Genomic DNA, 26,023 nt, shown 5'->3' with positions numbered 1-26,023 from the left:
AACAAGAGGAACCGACTTTGCTGAACGTCAAGGAATTGCTCGAGGAACTGAAGGCTTCTCCCTATGAGGAGATCGAGGTCAGAACCCCGCACACCGGCATCGTCCAGTTCGTGGGCCTCAATACCGGCGACCGGGTTCTTGGCCCTACCGGTAAATGGAACGAGAAGCCGGGTACGCTGCTCGCCAATCTGACCCGCGAGAAGAACAAAAAGCCCATCTGCGCCACGCAGAAAGGCGTGGTGACCGACATCGCCAGCGACTTTGAGGGCAAGTTCGTGGAGGCCGGAGAGCGCCTGATCACCATCCGCCACTTTTTGTCCAAAGAAGAAGTCATCGCCCGCATCTTGAAAAAGGCGCTGCACCTGTTCTGCGCCCCGGAGCGCGCAAAATACTATTTCGTTCCCGAGATCGACGCCAAGATCAAGGCGGGCGGCGAACAGTCCGTTAAGCCCCGCGAAGGCATGGAGATGTTCATCGTCTCCCGCATGAAGCGCGAGACCCCGCTGGCCTACAGCGGTCCGGAAGGCATCATCTACGCCGTGTACTTCCAGCAGGGCGACAACGTGGACGGCGGCCAGCCGCTCATCGGCGTGTGCCAGGAATCCCAGCTGTCCCTCATCCAGGACGTCGTCAGCCGCGTTCAGGGCGAGTGGGAAGAGCAGGACTAGCAGTGGGCCGCACCCTGCAAATCCGCGTTTCGGCCTGGACCTTTGATCCGGCTGAGGTGGAGAAACGCTGGCCGCGTTTAGTGGCTTTGGGCTTCAGCCCTCCTGTGTTGTTGAAGCAGGAGCGGGGCGTTCTTGAGCTGGTGGACAATCTGGCCGACCGCCTGGACATGGGCGTGCTGCCAGAGCCTGCCCAGAATGCCCTGGGAGATTCTTTGCGCCGCGCAGCCGCAGCGCGCGAGCGTCTGACAGCAGCCCTTGCCGAATGGAACGCCCGCGCGGCGAACACCGCAACGGACGAGATCGAAGAGGCCCTGGACGAGGCCGAGCAGGACGCGCGAAAGCTTAAGAGCCTGCCTGGGCAGGATTAATTGACGTGTGCTTTCGCATGTGCGTTGAACGCCAAATATTTCAAGGAGCGAAAAAATGGCTGGCAGCCTGAATAAAGTAATTCTTGTTGGACACCTTGGGCAGGATCCGAAAATTTCCTACACCCAGTCCGGTCAGCCCGTGGCCAACCTGCGCATGGCCACCAGCGAGCGCTTCAAGGACAAGTCCGGCCAGTGGACCGACCGCACGGAATGGCACACTGTCGTGGCCTGGGGCAAAGACGCCGAGTTTTGCAGCAACTACCTTGGCAAGGGCGCGCTGGTCATGATCGAAGGCCGCCTGCAGACCCGCAAGTGGCAGGACAAGGACGGCCAGGACCGCTATTCCACTGAGGTCGTCGCCAACCGCGTGCAGTCCCTTGGCGGACGCCAGCAAGGCGGCGAAGGCGGCGGCGCTGGTGCTGGAACGGGCAGCAGCGGCATGCGTCCGCAGGGCGGCATGGCGCCTCAGGGTGGGCGCGGCCAGCAGCAGCAGGGCGGCGGCAAGCCGCAGTTCCACGATGATGAGGACCTTGGTCCTGCGTTCCCGTCCGAGGCCAGCGGCATGGATGACGTGCCGTTCTAAGCGATCATCTCATGGGGCGCGTTGTCCCCTGGCTTCGCTGAGGATGCCGCTTTTTCACAAAGCATCGCGGTAAATGAAAGGTCCGGTCTGTGCGTTACAGACCGGACCTTTTGCTTGTGGTCGGCGTGAGGAGATCCGAGCGTTGCGCAGCCCATTTTGGGATTTTCTTACCCCCGCCCCTCATGCTCCAGCTTGGTGATGAGGCTCTTCAGCTTCAGCGACTGCTCAGCCAGTTCGCTTACGGCCTTGGCCGCCTCGTTCATGGCTTTCGAGGTCTCGGCGGAGATGATGTTGACCTGCTCGATGGAGCGGTTGATTTCTTCGCTGGCCGCTGACTGCTCCTCGCTGGCGGTTGCAATGGAGCGTACCTGATCTGATGCAGAATCGACGAGATGGACAATTTCACCAAGCGCAACGCCTGACTCCTGAGCCAGGCCCGTGGCGGTCTCAATAAGCTGCACCGACTTGTCGACATTCTCCACATTGAGCCGCGTGCTCTGCTGGATGACGCTGATGGCGTCACCCACCTCCTTCGTGGCCGCCATTGTCTTCTCGGCCAGTTTGCGCACTTCGTCGGCGACTACGGCGAAGCCGCGCCCGGCGTCACCGGCGCGGGCGGCCTCGATGGCGGCATTGAGGGCCAGCAGGTTGGTCTGGTCGGCGATGTCCGTGATGACCGTCATGATGCGGCCAATGTCCTCGGCCTGCTTGCCCAGGCGAGCCATGTCGCCCTTCAGTTGGTTTGACTGCACCTGAACTTCGCTCATGCTGGACACGACCTTGCTGACGATCTGTGAGCCGTGTTGAGCCTTCGTCCGAGCGCCACCCGCTGTTTCAGCCGCCTGGCTGGCGTTCTTCGCGACTTCAATGACTGTTGCCGTCATTTCTTCCATGGCAGTTGCCGTCTCGCTCACGCGGGCAGCTTGGGTCTCGGCTCCGTGGCTTGATTCCTCGATTTGGGAAGATAGCTCTGTTGAGGCCGAGGTTACAATCTCTACTATGCCTTCAAGTTGCTGAGCGGCATGAAGCATGCCGGCACGCTTGGCTTGCTCAGCCTCTGCTTTTGCTGTCTCGGCTTCGTCCGTAGCTTTTCTTGCCAGTTCCGTTTGCTGTTCGGCTTCTGTGGTTTTCTGCTGCGCCATTGCTATCATCTCGCGGAGGCTGCCGACCATCTTGCGCAACGAGTCCGCGAGTCGGCCCAGTTCGTCGCTGCGTTCAACATCCAGTTTGTGGTCGAGATTTCCTGACGCGACTGTTTCGGAGAAAAGCACGCAGCCAGCCAGGGCGCGCAACATGTGATTCAGGATGACAACGATGGCTCCGCAGACCAGCACGATGCCTAGCGCGCCGAAGAGCATGCTGGCGTTGCGGACGTTGCTGGACGCCTTGGATATGTCGTGGTTGCTGACAGTGATGACCGCGCTCCATCCCGTGGTCTTGTCACGAGCGAATACTGCGGTCTTTGCAACTCCGGCCTCATTGTAGCTAATGGACCCGGCTTCGTCGCTGATGAGCTTCTTGCCCCATTCGGTCTCGGCAAGCTTGAGCTTGAGCAGGAGGCTCTTGTCAGGGTGGCTGAACACCACGCCGGTCTTGCTGATCATGTAGGCATAGCCGCTTTGCCCAACCTTCACCGGGGCCACGATGTCTTCCGAGAAACGTCCGAGGTCCACGCGGGCGTACACGATGCCGAGGATTTTTCCGCCAGATTTGAGCGGCGCGGCGGCGATGAACACCGGCTTGTTGGTCACGCGGCTCATGGTTGGCTCTGAGATGTTGGCTTCGCCCGTGATGGCCTTTTTGAAGTAGTCGCGGTCGGCGAAGTTTCCCTTGGCCTTCGGGTCATCGCCAAACAGCACTTCCCCCGAAGTATCAAGCACGTTGACGCCTTGTATGGAAGGATCAAATTTGACGAGGTCCACCAGGGCTTGACGGGCGTCTTCTACGTTCGCGGCGTTTGGAGTTGTAACCGCACGGATTAGCATTGAATTGTGTGATTGTAGCACAACTGCTGCGCGCACGTCACCGGCGAAGGTGCCGACGTTGTCCGCAAGATTCTTTGCAAGAACGCTTGAAGCATTGATAAGCTCAGACCACAACTCGTCGGAGGCTCTCTTTGCGGAAAAGTAGCCTGCCATGGCCATACAGATGATGACGGCGCTTAAAGCGGGAATCAATAGTTTGGAGCGCAGTCCTAACTTCATAATTCCTCCAAAGACTAGTGGGCTACAGGGCTATTTGTGAACGCAATACTCGACGTGACATCGTAAAAAGGGAAACTATGAAAAGTTAGCATGTAGCACAGCCAGAATCAATATTAATTCCGGGGAAGTTCCGTATGCATGCTATTGATGCGGACTCTTGCAAAGGCGGGGATGATCGGGAGAGGTCTTTGCTCAGCTTTTGCTGCTCATGGCGATGCGCTCAAGATCCAACTCGGTGAGAAGATCAATGAGGCTCCAGGTTTCAGACGTGGGGGTGAGGGTGGCCCAGTTTTGGCGCGGCAGGCCCAGGTGTTTCCAGGCGGCCATGAAGGTCGAGAGCTCTTTCTCGGTGATGCCAGCAAGAATGATAGCGCGAGGCAGCGGGCTGTCCTGGCCGCGCCCATGCGGCGGGGCGAGGGACAGCAGTTCCGAAAGCGTGCGGTCCATGTCGTCGCCCGTAGCGAAAAGGGCAGGCAGGTCGGTCAGGCGGAAGCGCTCCATCATAGCCAGAAGCGCATCTTGCTCTGAGACCGTATAGCCGCACACGAGTACAGAGCGCGGACCGTAAATCCGCTTCCTTGCGCTTGCGCCTACTTTCGAGAACCCGGAAGGGGACATGGGGCGCCTGCTGCCGGATGGGAGGTTATGGCGTAGAAGCGGTTGGAGGCATAGGTGAGGCCCAAGGCAAAGACCATGGCGCCAACGCCCATAATCACCGAGAGTATGGTGTCTGCCGTCAGGGCCATGCGGATGAACAATGTGGAGAGTGCGAACCCGGAATTTCTAAAAATAGCATGAAATTCAGGCATATATCGCTGGGCGATGAGAACGATGAGAATGTCCGTGAAGATGAGCAGCGTGTAGAAGTCGTGGAAGATGTCGAAGGTGGGCTGCCCGCTCAGCAGTAGGTAGCTGTCGTAGACCCCCATGAAGATGAAGGCGCCGAGCAGCAGCAAGGCCACCAGCTTTTTGGCTGTTATGAATTTTGTCAGTATTTCCGGGGCCCAATGGCGCGGTGCGCACCGTTGTGCGTATTTGTAGGCCCCCAGCAGTACGAAGACGACGAGGGCTCCAGCCCCATTTGCAGCTAGGCGGATGAGCACATCGGTGTGGCCGATGACCTCAATCGGCACAGGAAGGTTCGTGAGTTCCTTGAATGCGTTGCGTAAGAGAATGAGCGCCAGGATCTCGAATTGCTTTGCTACCGCACGCGAGGTGGACCGTGGCAGCGAAAAAATCAGGTCAACCACTTCGAGCACCAGCACCAGGGTGAAGGTCTGGGTCACGGCATGAAAGCGGTTCATGGACACATGCGAGGACAGCCATTCGGGGAGGAGTCCCAAGGTGTTCAGCTCAATGAGCGTAAGCGTTCCAAGAAAAAAGAGGATGAGCCCCTTTCCAACGCGTCGGCGCGTCACCTCGGATTCGGCATGTGCCTGAATCGTATCGAAGAGATGCACTAGGTAGAGCGTAATGATGTTCATTGTGTGGAGATGGTCCCTTCTGGAAGGCTAAACCTCAAAAAGCATCTCAAGGTCATCCCGGGTGAGGGACTTGAAGGCGGACTGGCCTGGGATAATGGACTCGGCCACGTCCTTCTTCATCTCCTGAAGCTTCAATATCTTCTCTTCCACCGTGTTCTGGCAGATCATTTTGTAGGCGAACACCTGCCGCTTCTGGCCAATGCGGTGTGTGCGGTCCGTGGCCTGATTCTCCACAGCCGGGTTCCACCACGGGTCGTAGTGTATGACATAATCGGCAGAGGTCAGGTTGAGCCCGGTGCCGCCAGCCTTGAGTGAAATCAGGAAGATAGGGATCTCCGGCGTATCGTTGAACTTGTCCACCTGCTCAAAGCGGTCCTTGCTCGATCCGTCGAGATAGGCAAAGGGCACCTCGCGGATTTGCAGCCAGGAACGGATGATGTGCAGCATCTGCACGAACTGCGAGAAGACCAGCACCTTGTGGCCACCGTCCACAATGTCCGTCACAAGATCCTTGAAGGCGTCGAACTTGCCGGACGGAAGGTTGGTGTTGATGCCGGGGATGTCGAGCTTGAGCAGCCTCGGATGGCAGCAGATTTGGCGCAGCTTGAGAAGCGCGTCCAGAATGGACATCTGGCTCTTTGCCAATCCCTTTTCGTCCACGTCGCGCAGCACCTGCTCCTTGAGCTTGGCTGCCAGCGCGCCGTAGAGGTCGCGCTGCTCGTCGGCCAGTTCGCAGTAATGCGTGGTTTCGATCTTTGGGGGCAGGTCCTTGGCCACTTCGCTCTTGGTGCGCCGCAGAATGAAGGGCTTCACGCGTGAACGAAGGTAGTTGAGAGTTTCCTCGTCAGCGTCCTTGATGGGCTTTACTATGCCGCGTTGGAAGGCGTGCTGCGAGCCGAGGAAGCCGGGCATGAGGAACTCGAACAGGCTCCAAAGCTCGAACAGATTGTTCTCAATGGGCGTGCCCGAAAGGCACAGACGCATCTCGGCGTCAAGCCTGCGTACGGAACGCGCTGTGATGGTGTTGGGGTTCTTGATGTTTTGGGCCTCGTCAAGAATCACCACCAAGTACTTGTACTTGGTCAGTTCCTCCAGGTCGCGCCGGAGCAATGCGTAAGTGGTGATGACGATGTCAGAGTCCTTGATGCGCGCGAACAGGTCGTCGCGCTTTGCCCCATAGATGGTGAGGCGTCGCACGCTCGGCACGAACTTCGCGGCCTCGCGTTCCCAGTTGGGCAGCACGCTGGTGGGCACCACGATGAGGCAGGGGCCGGTGATGCCGCGTTCGATGAGCGAGAGCACGAAGGACAGAGTCTGCACGGTCTTGCCCAGCCCCATCTCGTCGGCCAGGATGCCGCCGAAGCCGTACTCGCGCAGGAAGTTCATGTATGACATGCCCATCAGCTGATAGGGACGCAAGGTTGCGTTCAGGCCGCGCGGCGGGGGAAGTTGGCGAATCTGTTGGAAGTTGCTGATTTTTTCACGCAGCTTCACAAAATACGCGTCTGTGCGCGCTCCAGGCATGTCGTCCAGCAGATTGTCGAGCACCGGGGCCTCGAACTGCTGGAACTTGCGCTGGGGTGGCTTTTCAGGGTCGAAGCCCAGGGCCTTGAGCTTGTGCCCCAGCCTTCTGAGCCAGGATTCCGGCAAGCTCGTGTACGAGCCGTCCTTCAATTGCACGTAACGCTTCTTCTGCACCCAGGCGCGCCAGATGTCTTCGATGGGCACCTTCTGGTCGTCGTATTGGATGGTGAGATCAAGGGTGAACCACTTGTTCTCTTCGTCGCTTGTAACTTCGGCCACGATCTGCGGCTTGGTCAGGCGCACCTTGTAGCGGGTCAGGTTCTGCTCGCCGTAGACGCGGTAGCCCTCCACCAGCATGGGGTAGAAATCCAGCAGGAAGTTGATGGCCGCTTCCTGCTCCATGAACCAGGTGTGGTTGCTTCTGGGCTGGAAGCCCATGTGCTGGAGCTCTGCAAAGAGCACGGCCTCTTCGTCCTGGGCGCGGCGGATGAGGTAGCTTTTGTCCGCGAAGCGGTAGCTGCCGGTCTGCAGGTCCGGGTTGGGCCCGGGCAGGGTGACTTCTCCGTGTTCGGTTTCGTACACGCACTGGATCTTGAGCACGAGCAGGCTGCCCTCTTCGTCGAGGAACAGCTTGGGGTTGAACTCCGCAGGCTGGAAGATCGGCCCCATGCGCTCCAGAAAGTCCTCCTGGCCGTAGAGGTCGGAGACTGGAATCTTTGTCCATACGCGATCAAGATATTCGGAAATGTCTGCGTGCGGGATGATTGGCCCCTGCTCGACCATTTCCTGGATGAGCTCGGGGTCCAGCCCGGTCTGCACGGGGTGGAAGTTGCCCTTCCAAAAAAGCCAGAGCGGCAACCGTCCGTAGAAGAAGATCTCGTCCTCCTTGCGGATGGAGAAGGGGGGGCGATCCTCCCGGGAAAGCATGATGTCGAAGCCCAGACCGTCCTCTGAAAGTTGGGGGGAAAGCTTGAGCTGTAAGGTCTTGTTCTCAAGGCGCACGGGCGCTTCGGTGTCGCGCAGGTACAGGTAGTACTCGTTCTTTATGGCGCGGAAGAACCAGGAATGCAGGCCCGCAGGCAGCTCCACGCGGTGCCCCTGGTAGTCCAGGTGGTGGGCGATCATGGCTGCGACCTTTGGCAGGCCGGGGGAAAGTTCGCACCAGTCCGGGTTTTTTATGATCTGTTCGAGGGTGATATCCTGTTGCACAGCGGAGATGCCGCTTTTGTTCTGACGGGCGCGTGCAAAGGCCACCTGCAGCCGACCAGGCTCCGGGTAGAAGCGGAAAACGAGATAGTGCTTGCCTGGCTCGGCCTCAAGCTCGGTGGAGAAGAAGACGCGGAAGGTCTGCCGCCAGTCCGTGCGAGGGCGGGGCAGATCGGACTTCTTCTTGTCGCCGGAGAGGCTCTTGAGCATCTTGAGGGCCGTGGCCCCTACGTGGCGACATACACCGGAGAATGATTCCGGGCAGTTACAGTATGAGTTGATGGTGCCGTCGGCGAGGTTCAACCCCAGTTCGGAGGTGTAGATCTGGAAATCCTCACCCTGCACCTGTCCGTCCACGTCCAGAAACTGGTCGCGTTGTTGGATATCGAGCTTTTGCACGCCATCAGACTCAAGGATGGCGCTGGAACTCTCGATGATATAATCCGGGATCGTCTCCCGTGTGAACCGGGTGAGTATGGCCCGGACCTTGTCTTGCTCGGCAATGGGCATGGGGTCGGAAACTCCCTTGGATATTTATGGCTTGCAGCGTCTTGGCTCGCAACCTGTGTGCTAATTCATACGGAAGCGAGGGACAATAGTCACTGGGAACACAAAAGCAAGGTCTGCTTGGCTTTTTGTTGCGTCTGGGACATACTGTTATCGCAAGGCGCTCTTCGCATATTGTATGCGCAAAATATTGGCGTTTGGCAAGAGGATTGATGAAGCGGTCGGCACTCCATCTGGCGTTATGCGCCCTGCTTTTTCTAGCCGCTTGCGGCCGGGGCGAAGCCCCGCGCACCCAGGCCGGAGAGGCTGCTCCCCAGGATGTTCCCGCCGCGCCCGAGGTGGGAGGACGCCTGGTGGAAGCCACCATCGGCGAGCCAAGCAACCTCATCCCTCCCCTGGCTACAGACTCTGCGTCGCATGAAGTGTCGGAACTCGTCTACGTGGCGCCTCTTAAGTACGACAAGAACATCAATCTCGTTCCGCACGCTGCGGAATCATTTGAAATTCTTGATGATGGACGCCTCTTGCGCTTCACCCTGCGCAAGGGAATCCGGTGGACCGACGGCACGCCCCTGACGGCGCACGACGTGGAGTTCACCTATAAGCTCATGGTCGACCCCAAGACGCCCACGGCCTACGCCGAGGACTTTCTGGCGGTGAAGGAGTTCAGGCTCACCGGCGATTATACCTTCGAGGTGCGCTATGATAAACCTTTTGCCCGTGCTCTTGTCACCTGGGCTCACGCCATCCTGCCCCGGCACCTGCTGGAGGGGCAGGACCTGTTGAAGACGCCCCTGGCCCGAAAGCCCGTAGGCGCGGGGCCTTATATGCTGAAGGAATGGACTGCCGGGAACCGGCTGGTGCTTGTGGCCAACCCTGACTATTTTGAGGGCCGCGCGTATATCGACGAAGTGGTCATGCGCATTATCCCGGACCAGTCCACTCAGTTCATGGAGCTTAAAAGCGGCAACCTGGACCAGATCAATCTCTCGCCGCAGCAGTATTTGTATCAGACCGAGGGCCAGGACTGGGCGAAGGACTACCGCAAGTTCCAGTACGTTTCCTCCGGCTACACCTTCATGGCCTACAACCTGAAGAGCCCGCTGTTCAGCGACGTGCGCGTGCGCCGGGCGTTTTTGTACGCCATCGACAAGGATGAGATTGTGCGCGGCGTGTTGGCCGGGCTGGGCATCGCCACGGGCGGACCGTACAAGCCGGGCACCTGGGCCTTCAACGACAAGATCCCGGCCAACGAGTTCGATCCGGCCAGGGCCAGGCAGCTGCTGGCCGAGGCCGGCTGGACGCGCCGCACTCCAGACGGCCCCCTTGTGGACGCCAGGGGACGCCCCTTCGCCTTCACCATCCTGACCAACCAGGGCAACACCCCGCGCATCAAGTCGGCCATCATCATCCAAAGCCGCTTGGCGGGCCTGGGCATCAAGGTCGAGATCCGCACAGTGGAGTGGGCAGCGTTCGTCAAGGAGTTCGTGGACAAGGGCCGTTACGATGCCATCATTCTTGGTTGGAACATCGTGCAGGACCCGGACCTGTACGACGTATGGCATTCGTCCAAGGCCCATCCCGGCGGGCTAAACTTTGTTGGCTACAAGAATCGCGAACTGGACGAGCTTTTGGAGCGCGCTCGGCGCATGCTGGACCAGAAGAAGCGCAAGCCGCTGTACGACCGCCTTCAGGAGATTCTGCATGAGGACCAGCCTTATTGCTTTCTTTACGTGCCCATGGCCTTGCCCATGGTTCACGCGCGCGTGCAGGGCATCGAGCCCGCCCCCGCAGGCATTTCATATAATTTCATCCGCTGGTGGATCCCCAAGGCGAGCCAAGGCCCGGAGTTGACACAATAATGATCCGCATCGACGAGATTACCGACAAGGTCGCGAGCTACATAGAAAAGCCCGATTTGGAGCTGATCCAGAAGGCTTACATCTTCGCGGCCGAGGCCCACACGGGACAGACGCGCCTTTCGGGCGAGCCCTATCTTTCGCACCCCATGAGCGTGGCCAAGATCCTGGCGGACATGACCCTTGACGAGGCCACGGTGGTGGCCGGTCTTCTGCACGATACGGTGGAGGACACAAAAACCAGCATTGATGAGATCGAGGAGCTTTTCGGCGAAGAGGTCGCCGACATTGTCGACGGCGTCACCAAGATCAGCAAGATGCAGTTCGAGTCAAAGGCCGTGGCCCAGGCCGAGAACATCCGCAAGATGATTCTGGCAATGGCCGAGGACATCCGCGTACTCATGGTCAAGCTGGCCGACCGGCTGCACAACATGCGCACTCTGGACTTTCAGAACTCGGTGAAGCAGCGTCTCATCAGCCAGGAGACCCTTGAGATCTATGCGCCGCTGGCCAACCGCCTGGGCCTGCACCGCACCAAGGTGGAGCTTGAGGACCTGTGCCTCAAGTACCTCAAGCCCGATGTGTACGAGCAGATCGATCAGGGCGTTGCCGCGCACCACACCTCTGGCAACGACTACATCGACAAGGTCATCGGCCTCATCAACGGCATGCTGGCTGAGAACAACATCAAGGGCCGGGTGGCCGGGCGCACAAAGCACCGCTACAGCATCTACAACAAGATGCAGCAGCAGGAGCTGGGCCTGGATCAGATCTTCGACCTCATCGCCTTTCGCGTCATCGTGCCCTCTCTCAAGGACTGCTATGCCGCCCTTGGCCTCATCCACTCCATCTGGAAGCCGGTGACTGGGCGCTTCAAGGATTACATCTCCATTCCCAAGGCCAACATGTATCAGAGCGTGCACACCACGGTCATCGGGCCGGACGGTGAGCGCATAGAGATCCAGATCCGCACTGAAGAGATGAACCGCGTGGCTGAATACGGCGTGGCCGCGCACTGGCAGTACAAGGAGAAGGGCAAGAAGGGCAGCAATCGCGACGCCGAGCGCTTTACCTGGCTGCGCCAGATCCTGGACTGGCAGCGAGACCTTCAGGACCCGCGCGAGTTCATGGCGAGTTTGCGCATCGATCTGTTCCAGGACGAGGTCTATGTGTTCACCCCGCGCGGCGACATCAAGGAACTGCCCGAAGGCGCCACACCCGTGGACTTCGCCTACGCCGTGCACTCCAAGGTGGGCGACCACTGCGCCGGGGCCAAGGTCAATGGCCGACTGGTGCCGCTGGGCACGCCGCTCAAGAACGGCGATCGCGTGGAGATCATCTCCGACTCGCACCGCAATCCCAGCCGCGACTGGTTGAAGTTCGTCAAGACCGCGCGCGCCAGAACGCGCATCAAGCAATACATCCGCACCGAGGAACGCGCCCGCAGCATCACCCTGGCCAAGGAAATGCTCGAAAAGGAAGGACGCAAGATCGGCATCAACGTGGCCAAGGCCATGAAGGACGGGCACTTCCTGAAGCTGGCCGAGGAATTCGCCTTGCCCAGCGTGGATGAGCTGCTTTCCCAGGTGGGCTATGCGCGCCTGACTCCGCGCAAGGTGCTCCAGAAGCTTTACGGCTTGCTCCATGTGGGCGAGAAGCTGGTGGACGACCCGCGTGAGCGCAAGGCCCAGGATGCTCCGGCCGCCGCCGCGGCGGCAGCGGACGCCTTCAAGATCAAGAAGAGCGAGGGGATCAAGATTAGCGGCGTTGACGACGTGCTGGTTCGCTTCGCCAGTTGCTGCAACCCGCTCCCGGGCGAGCCCATAGTCGGTTACGTGTCGCGCGGGCGCGGCGTCACCATCCACGCTGCGGATTGCCCCAATCTGAAGGACCTTGAGAGCGAGCGCCTGGTCTCGGTGGCCTGGGATGGGGTGGAGGACAAGCCCTATCCTGCCAAGATCCGCATCGTGTGCCGCAACTTCAAGGGCGCTCTTTCGCAGGTCACGGCCCTCTTGACCATCGACAACGTGAACATCGACTCCGGCACGTTCCAGTCCAGTGTGGACGGCAATGCGGTGATGGAATTCACTGTGGAGGTGACCAACCTCACGCAGCTTTACGGCGTGCTGGACAAAATTCGGAATATTGATTCCGTCACCGAGGCCGTGCGCGTCTCATAGTTTCAGACCCGCCAAAAACCCTGCCAAATGCCCGCTGGCCCTGGACGACATCCATCGTCCGGGGCCAGCGTTTTTTTTTACTTGTAGTCCCCCGTCAGGGTGAAGGCGCTCCAGTATCCGGGATGCGGGAAGCGCGTCTTCACATGCAGCATGGCCCGGCGCAGGCTCTCGGCCTTGGGCCGGGTCTGATACTCCCGGTAGAACTGCTTCATGAGCATGGCTGTGGAGATGTCGCTCACGCGCCAGAGGCTTGAGATGAGCGCGTGCGTTCCGGCGTACAGAAACGCCTGGTTCATGCCCTGCACCTCGTCGCCGCTGGTGACCTTGCCAAGACCCGTTTGGCAGGCCGAGAGCACGATGAGATCCGCTGTGATCTTGAGGTCGAATATCTCCGCCGCCTCCAGATCGCCGCTGCCTTGTTTCTTGCTCCCCGTAAGCTTCAAGGTTGAGAAGAGCGGATTCACTGGGTCGAACTCGCCGTGGGCGGCCAGGTGAATAATGCCGAACTCAGCTATATGTTCGGTGATCCAGCTCTTGGTGGCCTTGTCGCGGGTCAGCGCGGTCATGTTGGGATAATTCCAGGACAGCGATCCCACCTCTCGTTCGGCAAAGGGGAGCTCAAGGGACTGGTCCTGCAGGTCCGGGTTGCCCACGGCAAGCACGCGCGTGTTGCGCTCGGTCTTGCGGCGTTCGAGCGTGAACCGGAAGACGCTGGCGCTGGGCAGCTGGAACAGCGGGTAGCTGTCCAGCAGGTAGTCGGCTCCGTTGGTCAGGCTGGCGAAGGAGAGCGTGTGCAGGGAGTCGTGGGGGATGATGCCCAGTTCCTTCACACCCGCGAGCTTGGGCAGGGCCGGGGCCACCAGCAGGGCATACAACTCCTTGGAGTGGGTTTCCGCAGGCTCAAGGTTCTGGAGCATGCGCCGGTAGGTCAGCACCATCTTGCCCAGGCTCTCCCGCCCGATGCGTGTGCGCGTCAGCTCCACGCGCTCCTTGTCCACGGACCAGCAGAGCACTTCGTTGGCGGTGACGTAGTAGGTCAGGAGCCCAACGCCGGGCTCCAGCAGCTTCTGCACCTCGGCCAGGTTCAGCGGGTTTACGGAAACCAGGCTGGCGATGTCCGGGCGGCTGGCCTGGAGTTCCAGCAGCACGTCGCGGTGCTCGTCCTGCATCCGCTTGACGCCCCGGGCGTAGATCTCGCGCTCGCTTTGCGCCTGGGCGTGGGCCAGCAGCGACTCCTGCTCGGAGAGCTGGGTGCGCAGAGAGGCGATGCGGTCATACAGCGCCTTGTCCTGGGCGCGCTGCGGAGCCCGGCGCTTGTTGCCCAGGAGGTCGATGAGGTTGCGGGCGCGGGAGCGCTCAGCCGTGCGGAAGCTCTCGGCCACCTCGCCCATGTCGGCCAGGAGCGTCACCAGATCCTCGTAGACCACGGCCTTGTCGGCGATGAAGCCATCCTTCAGCTGGTCCACCTTGAGTTCGGCGCGCATGCCCTCGATGACCCCCACGGCCTTTTCCAGCAGGGCGCGGGCCTCGGGCTGTTTCCGTGCGGCGATATCGAGACGTGCGAGGCCATGCAGGGCGCGCCACTGGCTGTCTCTCAGGCCCATGGAGCGGGAGAGCTCGTCGGCTTGGGCAAAGGCGGCGCGGGCCTTGTCGGCTTCGCCCAGGGACAGGTGCCCCTCGCCCTGGGCCAGCAATATCTTGGTCTGGTTGATGCGGTTGCCCGTGCTTGCCACGATGGCGAGGGCTTCATCGAGCAGGGGCAGGGCCTTCTTGGAATCGCCCATGCGCGTGTAGGTTTGCGCGATGTTGCGCAGATCGTAGGCAATGGCCCAGCGTGATCGGATCTCGCGGTCGATGACAAGCGCTTCGTTCAGGGTCTTAAGAGCCTTTTCCGGCTGGCCCATATCGCGCTCCACCAGACCTCGGTTGTTCAGGGTGGTGGCCACCTCGTCTTTGCGGATGCGCAAGGACTTGGCCAGAGGCAGGGCTGCGTCAAGCTCGCGCACGGCGCGGTCGTGGTCGCCCAGGCTCCACCACAAAAGCCCGGCGGTGTTGCGGGCGATGACCTGCTCCAGCACCCAGCCGTTCAGCTCCGCGCTTTTAAGCACTTGGCGCTGCAAGTCGAAGGCTTGCTGGAACCGGGCCTGGAACCAGGCGTTGTTGGCCTGCTCAATGATGATGCGCAGGCGCAGACGCTCCTGGTCCTTTGCGGTTCCGGCCAGCTTGAGCGCTTCGGAGTACTTGGCCTCGGCCTCAGGGAAGTTGCCGATGAGCCGGGCGCAGCGGCCAATGTCGAGCAGGGCCTGAGCCATGTCGGCCCTGCGATTGAGGGCCGTGTAGATGGCGAGGCCTTGGCCGTAGGCTGCCTTGGCCTGGGCGTATTGCGAGAGGCGCAGGTCGTGGATGCGGCCAATGCTCATGTATTGCTTGGCCACCAGTTCCTGCGAACCCGCCTTTCTGGACAGCTTGGCCGCGCCTTCGAAGTGGGCCAGGGCCTTGTCGTACTGGATGGCGTTTTCCAGCACAGCGCCCAGGCTGGACAGGGCCTCGATTTCCCTGGGCGCAAGCTCCAGGTTGGCCAGGATCTCCGCAGCCTGCTCCAGCGCCGGGATGGCCTTGGCGTATTGCTCCAGGCGGGCGTGCACCAGCCCCAGGCGCATGAGCGCTTCGGCCTGGGCCGGGGTGTCGGGCTGGGTTTTGGCCAGCATCAGGGTCAGCTCCTGGGCAAAGGCCAGAGACTTGTCGAACTGCTCGGCCCCGTAGGCGCTTTCCCGCCCATAGGCCAAGAGGTCTGGCAGGTGCTTCTTGAACTGGTCGGATGGTCTGGCAACGCGCAGGGCGTTCTCGAACAGCGCAAGCGCCTGGGCGCTCTTGCCCGCCTTGAAGGCGTCCATGCCCGTGCGCACATAGCGGGCGAACTGGGTTGCGGCAAAAACACCTGCCTCCTGCGCTGTAAGGCCCGGATCGCCTAACAGCAGCCAGGAAGCCTGCGCCCCGCCTTGGGCAGCGGCCTTGGCCCCAGAAGCCGCTGCGTCTGCATAGGCTGTCAGGAAGGGCTCGATAAAGGCCTTTGCGGCGGGGGCTTGTGAAGCCAGTACAGTGGGAACGCCATAAAGTGACAGCAGGTGAGCGATGAGTGGCAGGTCCTGGGGCTCGGCTTGGGCCAGCACCGCCAGGGACGCGTCCTGCATGCGCGCAGCCAGGCTAGGCAGAGCCACTGGCTCGTTTTTGGTTGGTGCCAGGGCCAGGAAGCGCACGGGCAACTGGTCCTGGCGGCTGGGTGCGGTCTGGACGGCGCGGACGGGGTCCGAGGCCACGAATGTGTGCGTTGCCGCAGTCATCTCCGGCAGGGACGGAAGAGCTATGCCTGCCTGCGCAGATTCAAAAGCCTTGGGCGCGGCGAAGGCCCCGGAAACGAACAGCACATTCTTGCGGAAGGGCTTGCGGGCGGCCAGACTGCGCTTCATGTGCGTGCCGGAGAGGCCAACGGCGAGTGAGCTCGCTGCATCCTGACGGGCGAGTGCGGACGGCTCCTCGTAGAGCAGCAGGCGCTTCTCGCCTGGGGCCAAGGGCGGCAGCGCTGGTTGCGGGCCGTTGCCCAGGGCCATGATCTGCACGGAGTCGGAGTCCAGCCGGAAGCCGATCCATCTTGCGCCCGGCAGCAAGGCCACGCGCAGGGCGTTCGCGCCCTTGGGCAGCACATCCATGAGGTCCATGGCCTCTGTGGGCGCGGCGAGAACGAGCCCCAGCGCGCCCGGGGCGTCCTGCCTGCCCAGGGTCTTTGCTGCTTCGGCCTTGAGCGCCGCCAAGCGGGCGGCAAGCTCGGCATGACGCTTGCGCGTTGCCATGCCGACAGGGTCATCGCCCGCGACAACGGCCATGTCTGCCGTGGCGGAGAGTTCTGCCGCTAGGCCGAAGAGTGTCGTCAGCCAGTCCTGTTCCGCCGGGCTTGCGCCCAGACGCGCCACTCCGGGCAGATACTCGCGTTCCGAGCCCAGGTCGCGCTTCAATATATCCTCTTCCTGGTCCAGGCGGCGCGACAGATCCAGGCGCTCCTGATCCTTGGCGAGGGCAATGCGAGCCTTGAGATCGCGGATGACCAGCAGGCGTGCGCCGCTGCGGCGCAGGAGCCCCAGTTCTGCGGTAGTTGGACTGGGTACGCCAAGCCGCCCCATGCGGCCCACGCGCTCAAGTTCCGACAGGCGCTCCAGCAGGTTGTAGGCATCCTCGGCCCTCTTGGCGTCGACGAGGGAAGCAACCAGCGGCGTGAAGGTGTTCATGATTTCGCCAGCACCGCAGGCCAGCTCATCCACGGGCAGGGCTTCGACCACGGCCAGGGCCTCCTTGAGGCGGCCCAGCCCGGCGAGCGCGCGCCAGCGTTGCGCTGGAAGCAGGCCGCGTTCCGCCAGAGCCAGGGCCGCGTTGAGGCTCTGGATGCGGTGGGCGTCCTCGCCTAGGCGCAGTGCCAGCTGGGCTTCGTTGAGCCTCAGCGCGGCATTGAGAGCCAGGGCGCGGCGGGTGACGGGCTCATGCGCGGCGAACCAGGACAGGCCATCGGCCACACGCTGACCCGCACGGGAAAGGCAGTCCATGCGCAGGGCTGCGGCATCGGCGCTTGCGGCGGCAAGGCGGTCAGCCAGGGCCATGTTCGTGGCGGCCATGATGTTGTGGAAGGCCGCGGCGGCAAGGGAATCCGCTCCAGGGGGGGCGTTGCGCAGGGAGTTTGCCGTTCGGTCTTCCAGGCGGCGCAGTTCGGCCAAGCGCGCGGCGAAGTCGCCGCTTGTTTGCGGCAGGGTCAGAAGCGCACCCGCCATATCGACCACGTTGAGGGAGGCGCTCATCGGATTGCCCAGTTCAAGGGCCAGTTCAGCCGAGCGGCGGAAGCGCTCGAAGGCCGCGGCCTCGCGTCCAAGGGAGGTCTCCAGCAGTCCGGCGCGGTGCAGCAGGAGCGCGGCTCCGAAGGCATCCTGCATGGCCACTGCGCCCTTTTCAAAGCTTCGCGACTGTCGCTCCACGAGGCTGAGGGCCTCGCGCGGCCGGCCGCGCTCTGTGGCGATGCGCGCCAGGAATGTCTCGGCCAGGCGCTTTTCCTGCTCGATGCTGAAGCCGTACGAAGCCTGGGAAGCCGCGCCCTTGTCCAGCGCTACGTCGATGTCCAGATTGATGAGGCCCTTCATGCGGCCGCCGCTCTTCTTGTCGGCAACGCCGTACTTGTCCAGCAGCTCCGGGATGCGCCGGAAGCCTGCTTCGGCCTGTTCCAGCAGCCGGTCGCGGTCCTGTCCGGTGGTGAGCCCGGCCTCCATGAAGGCGTTGTAGGAAACCGAGCGCTGGTTGGCCGCAAGGTTGCGGGTCAGCCCAAGGGCCGTGTTCATCGCCAGAGCTTTTTCGAAGGCTTCGCGCGCCTCGCGCCAGCGCCCGGCCTCCTGATAGGCCAGGCCCAGGCGGTCGTGCAACTCCGAGCGCAGCTCCACGAAGCGCGGGGGGAAGGCCAGGGCCTCGCGCACCTTGGTCGCCATGACGGCCAGAGTCTGCATGCTGGCTTCGCGGTCATCACGCAGAAGCGGGGGCAGTTCCGCGATGATGCGCTCCTGTTCGGACAGAAGGGACTGCACGGCGGAGACGTAAGTGTTCCATGTGGGATCGGGCGGTGGCCCGGCGGGTTTGATGCTGGCCTCGAAAAGCCTGTTGTTCAGCTCGCTTTGACGCGTGGCTAAAGCCTTCGCCTTGTCGGCAACCTCGGCGCGGCCCAGAGCCGGAGTGAGCACGCGGTCGAAAACGAACTTGTTGATGCGCCCGAAGACCTCGGAGGCGTACTTGGGCTGGATGCGCCGCTCAACCAGCTCCAGGGATTTGGAATAGGCCAGGATAGGCTTATCCGGTTCCCGCGCCTGGAAGGCCGAGGCGCCGAAGCGCTGGTAGAAAAGGATCTCCGTCTCCTCGTTGTCAAAGGGAACCTTGGAGTCGAAGCGCTTGGTGTATTCCTCGAAGGCGTTGGCGTACTGGCCCAGCAGGAAGTGGATGTTGCCGATGTTCAGGTCCAGGTTTGCGGCGTTCTCCGGGTTCTGCTCCCGGGAGTTCAAGAACCGTGCGCGCTGATAGGACTCAAGGGCCGACTCAAGCCGTCCGCGCTCCTTGTGCACGGTCTCCAGCACCTCGTCGACATACCCCAGAGTCTGATGGAAGTACTCCACCTGGCCGTTCTTCAGGATCGCCTGGCTGATGAGCTTGCGCGCCTCAAGAAGCTGCCCCTTGCCGTCCAGATAGGTCATGGTCAGGCCCGTGGCGTAGAGCAGGGTGGCGTCGCCGGGTTTGGCGGCGAGCTGCTGCCGATACTCGGCCAAGGTAGCGGGGATGGTCTTGAGGGCGGAGCTGGCGCGTATCATGCCCCTGTGGGCGGGCACGCAGTCCGGGTCGTCGCGCAGCAGTCCGGCGAAGATGGCCCGGGCCGACGGCACCTCGCCGATGCGCAGCAGGTAGTCACCTGCGGCTATGGACTTTCGTAAATGCGCGGTTTTGGCCAGCCGGTACAGGCGGTCCTCAAAGGGCCGAGCTGCCATTTCCGTTTCATAGAGGTCCAGCGCTTGGTGGAAGCGTTCCTCCCGGTACAGGATCTCAGCCAGGGCCAGGCGCGCAGCGGCCAGTTGTGTGGCCACTTGCGGGGCCTCGCGGGCAGAGTCGATGGATTGACGGTAGGCGTCCTTTGCCTTTGCCCATTCGTCGGCAGCGTAATACACGTCGCCCAGGCGGTTTTGTGCGCCTAGCGAGAGCTTGAGCAGGTCCTTGCGGTGCTGCTCGGCCAATAGCACCAGGGCTTGTGCCTGGTCCTCATGCTTCCTGCCTGCGCCGGAAAGGCTCTGATCCAGCACGCGCGACACCGCCAGGTCGGCCCAGGGGCCATCCTCCGGGTATTGGCGGATGACCTGGGCGTACAGCGGCAGCACGGTCTGGATCTGGCCGATGCGGGCGAAGGTCTCAGCCTTAAGGAATAGGGCCTCGGCGAATTGCTCTGGGCTCTGGCCCTGTGGGGCCATCTGTATGTCCAGCAGGCGCAGGGCCTCGGTGAGGGAGCGCGAGTCGCCTCCCAGTTCAAGGAGAAGCCGCGCCTGCTCGATGCCAGCTTGGCAGAGCACGCGCGGGTCTGACGCCATGAGCCCCGCCAGAGCCTTGAGGGCGTTTTGCAGCGACGCCCGCCTGCCCTTGTCATTGGCGGCCAGACGGCGTTCGGCCTTGGCCTTGAGCAATATGGCCCGCACCTGTGCAAAACCGGAATGCGGCTGCATTGCCAGCTTCACTGCGGACTCATGGGCTTCCAGGGCTTTGGCTTCGAGGGACAGGGCCTCGTACTGGCGGCCCTGGGAATACAGCGCCACCGCAGCCAGATGCGCGGCTGCCCCTGCTGTCTGGGCGGAGCGGCCATAGGCCAGGATGGTCAGGTGGCGGTTCACAGGCAATTGGTTGGCCAGGGTATCGGCCAAGCCAAGCAGTTCCTCAGACGGGCGGTTGGGGATCTCGCCCTCCGCAGGCAATGACCACAGGTTTATCGGACCGGTCTGGGCGGACAGGTAATACAGCCTGCCTCCGGCCATAAGGGGGGCGAGGTCGGCATTCTTGGCAGAGGTAAGGGGCTGAGGGGCGGAACCTGGCTGGGCTGGTGCGCTGGCAATAACCGGCGCGAGGAGCTTTGTGGCTTCTGCAAAAGTGCTTTGTTCTGAAGTGAAGGGCGAACTGACGAAAAGAACGCTGGCGCCGTCTGGGGTGAAGCGCGGCATGGATTCGCTGGTGCGGCCAGTGGTGAGGCGCGCCGGGAGCCCTGCGGGCAGGTCCATGAGGTATACGGCGCTTGCGTCTTGACGGCCCTCGCGGTTGGAGACGAAGGCCATGCGTTTGCCGTCGGGCGAAAGGGCGGGGGCGTAGGCGTCGCCGCCGGTTTGGATGACCCGCAGGGATGCGGGCGCGCTCAAATCAAGGGCAGCGATGCGCCGGACGGTTTCGCCGGGCAGCCGCTGGTGGAAGTAGAGGGTGCGGGCATCGGGCGAGAACACGGGCGCTCCGTCCTCGGTGTCGCGCCCCGTGAGCTTCTGCGGTGTAGCGTCAGCGCGGTTCAGATCCAGCACGTAAATGTCGCCCTTGACGTCGTCCTCCATGCCCACGAAGGCCAGGCGTTTACCATCGGGCGAGAGGGCCGGGGAAAGCCGGTCGGCCAGCGCCGGGGCCAGTCGCCGAGGCAGCATGGAAAGCCCTGGGTCCAACGAGCGCAGCCAAAGCTCGCTGTACCCGCCGGAAAGACGGGCCAGGGCCAGCCACTTGCCGTCCGGGGTGATGTCTGCCTGCTGCACAGCGCCGGTCTCGAAGCTGGCCTGCACGGGAAAATTCACGTCGAGACGGCGGGGCGCGGCGCGTTTGGCGCTTGGCCGCAGAGCCTCGGCAGCCAGCTTCTGGGCGGAAACACTTTGGGCTGAAATATCATCTGCCGGGGGTGCGGACTTGGCTGTGGGAGCAGCGAAAACGGGGCCAGGCAGCAGGCTGGCCGAAAGCAGCGCCCAGGCGAGGAATTGCCGCAGGCGATGCGCGTTCATCTCTTCACCGTCCAGTTGCCGTCGGAGGCTTGAAGCTTGTCGCCTGGGCGCGAGGTGTCGGCGGCGAGCTTGGCGAATACGGCTTGAACCTTGGGCAGATCGGCTGGAGTCAGGCTCGCGTTGGTCTCAATGGCCCGGCGCATGATGACCTCGCGCGCGGCGTTGACCTCCCTGAGCACGCTGTCGAACTCCTGCTGGCGGAAGCGCGCGGCGAAGTCCTTCAGGTCGTCTGGGGTCTTGTCGCGGGCCAAGCCAAAGGGCGTCAGCAGGCCCTTGTTGTCCTCACCCACCCAGCCAAGGCGTTTGAACGACTCCACGTCATCAGCGTGGAAGGAGAGCACCTGCATGGCGGCAATCGCGTCCTGTTGCTCCTGGCTCTTCTTCGGCGGGGTCTGGATGCGTCCGAGGGGGTCCACGCCGCGCACCGAGGCCACCAGCAGCGTCTCTTCAGACAGCGAATTGTAAGAGCCGAGAATCTGGTTTTCAAGTGAGGTGCGCTCGCTGGCCACGTTGACCTTCACTTCGGCCAGGGTACACCCGGAAAGGGTCAGGGCCAGGCAGACTGCTGCTGCGGGAAGGCGTTTCATTGCGATGCTCCTTGGCTGGTTGGTTGCACGACGCGAAGCGTGCCAGGGGCGGCTGCGGGATCGAGACATATGCGAGTTCCAGAGGCTGCGTCCAAAACCTTGATGAGCCCTGGCACAGCGGCCAGCGGCTTGGCGAGCTGCTTCTTCAGAGGCAGGTTGGCGATGGATAGGCGGTCCACCGGCGGCAGGTCGAGCTGGAAGCCCTTCACCTCCACCGCACCTGAAAGGGACAGGTTGCCGTAGGCTGCGGCCATGCGCAGGTGACGCGGGAAGCCCATGCCCATGAGCCGGCGCTGCTGTACGATGGTCTCGTTCTGCTCGTTCGGGTCCAGGGCGTAGAGCATGCGCTCAAGGGTGCGTGGCCCGATCTTTGTGATGTCCGCCCGGAATGTGAGGCGCTGAAGCAGATCTTCCGGGGCCGGGGTCAGCGGAACGGACAGGCTCACCCGGCCCGAAGCTTCGGCCTGGGTACCCATGTCGCGGGCAGATTTTTCAGGCAGCAGTCGTCCGGTGTCGATGCCGGTGAAGGCCAGATCGGCGTCCATGGAATACCGCCCGGCGCTCTTGCGCAGCATGGCGCTGCCCAGGATGTTGCCGCCGAGCAGCCCGGCCCTGAAGGAGCGAAGACTCGGCACCGGGCCGGAGTCGTCCAGAACAGCGTGCACGTCGCGGATGTCCAGCGGCAGCCCGGCGGACTTTAGTTTGAGTTGCGCCAGGCTGAGGGAGCCTCCTGCCCCACGCGCGTCGTCGGTGCGCAGAAGTTGGCCCAGGGCAGCGTTTCCCGGAGCGGGTCGAGCAATGCCTTGCGCCGGATACAGATCGAAGACCTGCTCGGACAGGGGGGCAAGGACCGCCTCGGATTCGCCGCCGCAGCGCAGACCGGGAGTGATGCTGTAGCGGTGGTTGAAGCGGAGGGAGCTGACGAGGCCGTTCACGGCCAAGTCCGGACTCAGGCGCATGTCAAGACCGGGACTCAAAAGACGGGCGGACAGGGCCAGGCTTCGCCCTCCAGTCAGTCGCGCTTCGGCCCCTGCTTCCATGCGGCCTTTTCCAGACAGCCCTTGGGCAGCAGCGCTTGAGCCCAGTGCATTCAGGCCGGCAACCACATTGAAGGAGAAGCTGGCGTCGACGCCTTCGAGCACCGCGGCCATCCTGTCGGTGTCGCGGTCCAGAACCGTGTCCAGCTTGTCCAGCATCAGCGAAAGACTCTGGTCCAGATCCAGCCCTTCCAGGCGCAGCGCCTGGGAGAATTGCACAGAGCGCGCGCCTTGCTGCGTGGCGTTGACGGTCAGAAGGCCGCGCAAGGGTTTGGTCAGCCTGCCTGCGCCCGGCAGGGTGTCCATGGGGCCGAAGGCCAGAGTTCCCGTGAGGCTGGCTTGGGCGACGCCGTCGCGGGACGACAGACGCAGCGCCCTGGGTGTGGTGAACCCGCGCAGGCGCAAGGTCTCGGAGGACTGTCCCGCCGCTGCCGCCAAGGGCCAGTCCAGGCTCAGGCTGTCGAGCCTGAGGACTGCCTCGACCTCGTGCAGGAAGCTCAAATCATTGAGAGTCTGCGAGAGTTTTTTGGGCGCTCCGGGTTTGCCCTTGGCTCCTGGTGGGGGCGCCGGCAGGGTCGCGGCCAGTTTCCAGTCTACTGAAAGTTCGCCGGAAGCCTTGGCTTGGCGCGGTGCGTAGGTCGAGGCCAGGGCCATCAGGTGCTGCGCATTCAGAGTCAATGCGCCTTCAGTCCGCAAGTCGCGCCCGGCAGGGCCGTCCAGGCTCGTGGTGGCCTGGAGGCGCAGGGCTTTTCCCAAGCTGAGGTCAAGCTTCATGCCGCGCAGGGCGGGAGCCGTGCCCGGACCGGAGAGGACTATGCCCGGCGCGCTTGCGTGCAGGTTCAACGGTGTTTCCAGAGTTTTTTTGCCCGGCTGGAGCACGCGCATCAGGGGAACGTCAAGATGCATCTTTTCAAGGTTCAGGCTGGCGGACTTTGACGCTGGAAAGTCCGCATGCAGGCGTGTGGTCTCGATGAGGAGCGGGATGGAGGCCTTGCCTCTGGCCTCGATGTCCATGGCCTGGGCGTCAAGCTCCAGAAGCGCCTTGCCGGTTATGCCGAAAAGCGCCTGAGCGTCCTGGGCTAGGTTGTCCATGCGAAGGCTCACGCGGGGCAGGCTGAACTGGCGCACGCTGAGCGGCATGGGGCCGCCGATGCGGATGTCGTCGATTTCGGCGGAAAGGCTGACCTCGGCCAGTCCCGGCCCTGCGCCGGGCAGGCTCAGGTTTGCGGAGCCCACGCGCAGGATGGCGTGGCCGATGTCCTGCTTTCCTGACGCGTCGCTGCGGCGGAGCCTTGCGGCAGAGAGTTCCAGACCCTTGAACCGAGCCTCCATGTCTGGTTTGCGTCCTTCATTGGGAAGCGTTGCGGCTAAAGCAAGGCCTTCGAGGTTGAGGCTGGTTTGGCCAAGGGTCAGCCCTGGCGGCAGAAACGCGCGCACGGCAGGCAGAAGCTCGCTCAGGACAATATGCACCTGGGCTATGGCAAGGGTCGCGCGCGGATTTCCTTCCGCTATCCCGGAAAGCTCGCCCACCCAGCGGACCGGGTTTGAGTTCCGACTGGTGGCCTTGAGGTCCAACTGCCCAGGAAAACGCACAGTCTCGGCCTTAAGGTCCAGCGCGGCTTCTTGCAGCAGGCTCAGGCTGATGGGGCCAACTGACTTGTCGCCAAGTTGACCATTTGCGGCGTGCAAGCTGTCGGCGAAGAATACCAGGCCGAGGTCCAGCCTGTCCGGCGCGGTCTGGGCCAGGGTCAGCGCCAGGGCCAAGGCTCCGCCCACAGTTAGCAAAGGGCGAGCGGCCAGGGGGCGCACGGCGTCCAGAACCTCGCCTGGGCGTGCGCGGAGATCGACTTTGATGCTTTTTGCCAGGCTGCCGCCAGCGTTCAAGTCCAGGCCTGGGGCCGTGAACTTTGCCGTAAGGTGGGCCTGGGCCGGGCTCATTCGCCCCGCCGGGTCAGTCAAACCTTCCAGCTTGGCGGAAAAAACGAGCGGCGTCAGCATTCTGTCCTCTATGACGAGGTTCGCGCCCGCATCGATGGTCAGGGGGTTGGTTTTGATCCCTTGAACCTCAGCCTTGAATGATGCGTCGCGCAATTCCAGAGGTTTGCCGCCTGGGGGAGGCGCCAGGAGCACAGCCATGTCCGTCATGTCGATTGTTGCATGCGCATCGAGGTTTTGGGGTATGGGCGCGCTGATTGAACGCAGGACGGCGAAGAGCCCTCGCAGTGCATCGGAGAGGGGTTTTGCCGGTGGTTCGGGCACTGTCGCGGAATCGGAGTAGGGCAGGCGCAGACGCAGGCCTTTCAGCGAAAGTATAAGCCGTACGTCCTTGCGCAGGGCTGCGAGGAGGCTGAAATCGGCGTGCAGGTCGTCGAGCGCCACAAGGAAACTCTCGTCTGAAAGCTGGCCATGTCCTATGCCCAGGGCCTTGATGTGCAGCCCCTGGCGCCAGCTGAATGAGAGGCTGCCGAGGCTTGCTCTTTTTCCAGTGGTTTTGGTCATATACTGTTCAATGTGCCCGCGCGCCCAGTCTGATGAAACAACGACCGGCAGGACAAGGATGAACAGTATGGACAAGCTGAGTAAACATGCCAAGGCCAACGCGGAGCGGCGCAACACCCTGAATGAGCGTGGCTTTAGTATCTTGCTGGGCTTGGTGTCAGGCATTGCCGCTCCGGTGCGGTTGGGGCGCCTCCGCTGCGGGTCGCAGGGTGGTGTCAGTCGTCCCTACTCTCCATTCAATTTTGCAAGAATCCCGTCATGGTTGCAATGAATTTTCTGAATACTGCGGGTATGCGATTTGGCCGGGTTCTTGCTCATGATGGCCTTGTTGTCACTCAACGCAAGGAGCGCGAAATATTATGACGTCACGAGCATGCTTGGTTTATACATTAATTATCTCGGCGCTTAGCCTTTTGGTTGTCGGGGTGCTCGCAGCCATTCCGGGTATGCCAGCGTTCACTTCTGAGATGAATAATCTGACGAATTTGCAAAAGTATAGCCTGGAGTATGGAAGAATTCTTGCCATACTCATGGTTCTTGTCAGTCTGTGTATTACTGTGCGTATGCGCGTAACTGTCCGTAATTATATGGCTGATAGCATCGGTTGTGCAACTTCTGTTGCAATTTTAGGTTCTACGAAAAAGGAATCACCGATTCTTGTTGATGGCGACATATTTGTTGAGTTATCACAGCAAATAAACAATATTGTAAGTGAATGTTTGGATTTACGTCAACGCGAGG

General features: G+C 62.0%; 12 protein-coding genes. 5 read left to right on the top strand and 7 right to left on the bottom strand.

What is annotated here, in order from left to right; all coding sequences use genetic code 11:
* Positions 1-17 precede the first annotated feature (17 nt).
* From Q8O35_RS08300 to Q8O35_RS08290, 3 genes are read left to right on the top strand one after another with little or no spacing between them, the layout of a single operon-like run.
* On the top strand, positions 18-668 hold the full coding sequence (locus tag Q8O35_RS08300; RefSeq protein ID WP_305572174.1) for a biotin attachment protein: 651 nt from the start codon (positions 18-20) through the stop codon (positions 666-668).
* A gap of 2 nt (positions 669-670) precedes the next feature.
* Complete coding sequence (locus tag Q8O35_RS08295; protein ID WP_305572173.1) at positions 671-1,036, top strand: hypothetical protein; 366 nt, start codon at positions 671-673, stop codon at positions 1,034-1,036.
* Between the two features lie 55 nt (positions 1,037-1,091).
* A complete protein-coding gene (locus Q8O35_RS08290) occupies positions 1,092-1,619 on the top strand; it encodes a single-stranded DNA-binding protein (RefSeq protein ID WP_305572172.1) in 528 nt (175 codons plus the stop codon).
* A gap of 167 nt (positions 1,620-1,786) precedes the next feature.
* On the opposite strand, the gene Q8O35_RS08285 is transcribed toward Q8O35_RS08290, so the two are convergent.
* The 4 genes from Q8O35_RS08285 to Q8O35_RS08270 all read right to left on the bottom strand — a co-directional run bounded on the left by Q8O35_RS08285 (position 1,787) and on the right by Q8O35_RS08270 (position 8,547).
* The gene (locus Q8O35_RS08285) at positions 1,787-3,823 is read right to left on the bottom strand and encodes a methyl-accepting chemotaxis protein (protein WP_305572171.1); all 2,037 of its coding nucleotides are present in this window, start codon (positions 3,821-3,823) and stop codon (positions 1,787-1,789) included.
* Between the two features lie 192 nt (positions 3,824-4,015).
* Positions 4,016-4,324, bottom strand: coding sequence for a DUF3783 domain-containing protein (locus Q8O35_RS08280; RefSeq protein ID WP_305572170.1), 309 nt, complete (start codon positions 4,322-4,324; stop codon positions 4,016-4,018).
* Between the two features lie 89 nt (positions 4,325-4,413).
* A complete protein-coding gene (locus Q8O35_RS08275) occupies positions 4,414-5,307 on the bottom strand; it encodes a hypothetical protein (protein ID WP_305572169.1) in 894 nt (297 codons plus the stop codon).
* A gap of 27 nt (positions 5,308-5,334) precedes the next feature.
* Complete coding sequence (locus Q8O35_RS08270) at positions 5,335-8,547, bottom strand: DEAD/DEAH box helicase (protein WP_305572168.1); 3,213 nt, start codon at positions 8,545-8,547, stop codon at positions 5,335-5,337.
* Between the two features lie 209 nt (positions 8,548-8,756).
* Between Q8O35_RS08270 and Q8O35_RS08265 the strand changes: the two genes are divergently transcribed.
* Complete coding sequence (locus tag Q8O35_RS08265; RefSeq protein WP_305572167.1) at positions 8,757-10,406, top strand: peptide-binding protein; 1,650 nt, start codon at positions 8,757-8,759, stop codon at positions 10,404-10,406.
* Positions 10,406-12,583, top strand: a complete 2,178-nt coding sequence (locus Q8O35_RS08260; RefSeq protein WP_305572166.1) for a bifunctional (p)ppGpp synthetase/guanosine-3',5'-bis(diphosphate) 3'-pyrophosphohydrolase — start codon at positions 10,406-10,408, stop codon at positions 12,581-12,583. Before Q8O35_RS08265 ends, Q8O35_RS08260 begins: the two co-directional genes overlap by 1 nt.
* Positions 12,584-12,660: 77 nt before the next feature.
* Here the strand turns inward: Q8O35_RS08260 and Q8O35_RS08255 are convergent, their stop codons facing one another.
* Genes Q8O35_RS08255 through Q8O35_RS08245 form a run of 3 tightly spaced genes read right to left on the bottom strand, consistent with a single transcriptional unit; the run spans position 12,661 to position 25,282 of the window.
* Positions 12,661-21,159, bottom strand: coding sequence for a CHAT domain-containing protein (locus Q8O35_RS08255; RefSeq protein ID WP_305572165.1), 8,499 nt, complete (start codon positions 21,157-21,159; stop codon positions 12,661-12,663).
* Positions 21,156-21,746 (bottom strand): DUF1318 domain-containing protein, encoded by a 591-nt coding sequence (locus Q8O35_RS08250; RefSeq protein WP_305572164.1) that lies wholly within the window; start codon positions 21,744-21,746, stop codon positions 21,156-21,158. The genes Q8O35_RS08255 and Q8O35_RS08250 overlap by 4 nt, the downstream gene beginning before the upstream one ends.
* Positions 21,743-25,282: a hypothetical protein gene (locus Q8O35_RS08245; RefSeq protein ID WP_305572163.1), complete on the bottom strand. Its 3,540-nt coding sequence runs from the start codon at positions 25,280-25,282 to the stop codon at positions 21,743-21,745. Before Q8O35_RS08245 ends, Q8O35_RS08250 begins: the two co-directional genes overlap by 4 nt.
* Between the last annotated feature and the right edge of the window lie 741 nt (positions 25,283-26,023).

The sequence above is a fragment of the Humidesulfovibrio sp. genome, from assembly GCF_030689645.1.
In the GTDB taxonomy this organism is placed as follows: Bacteria; Desulfobacterota; Desulfovibrionia; order Desulfovibrionales; family Desulfovibrionaceae; genus Humidesulfovibrio.
Note: the sequence above shows the minus strand (reverse complement) of the source record. Positions and strands in the feature narration are given on the sequence as shown.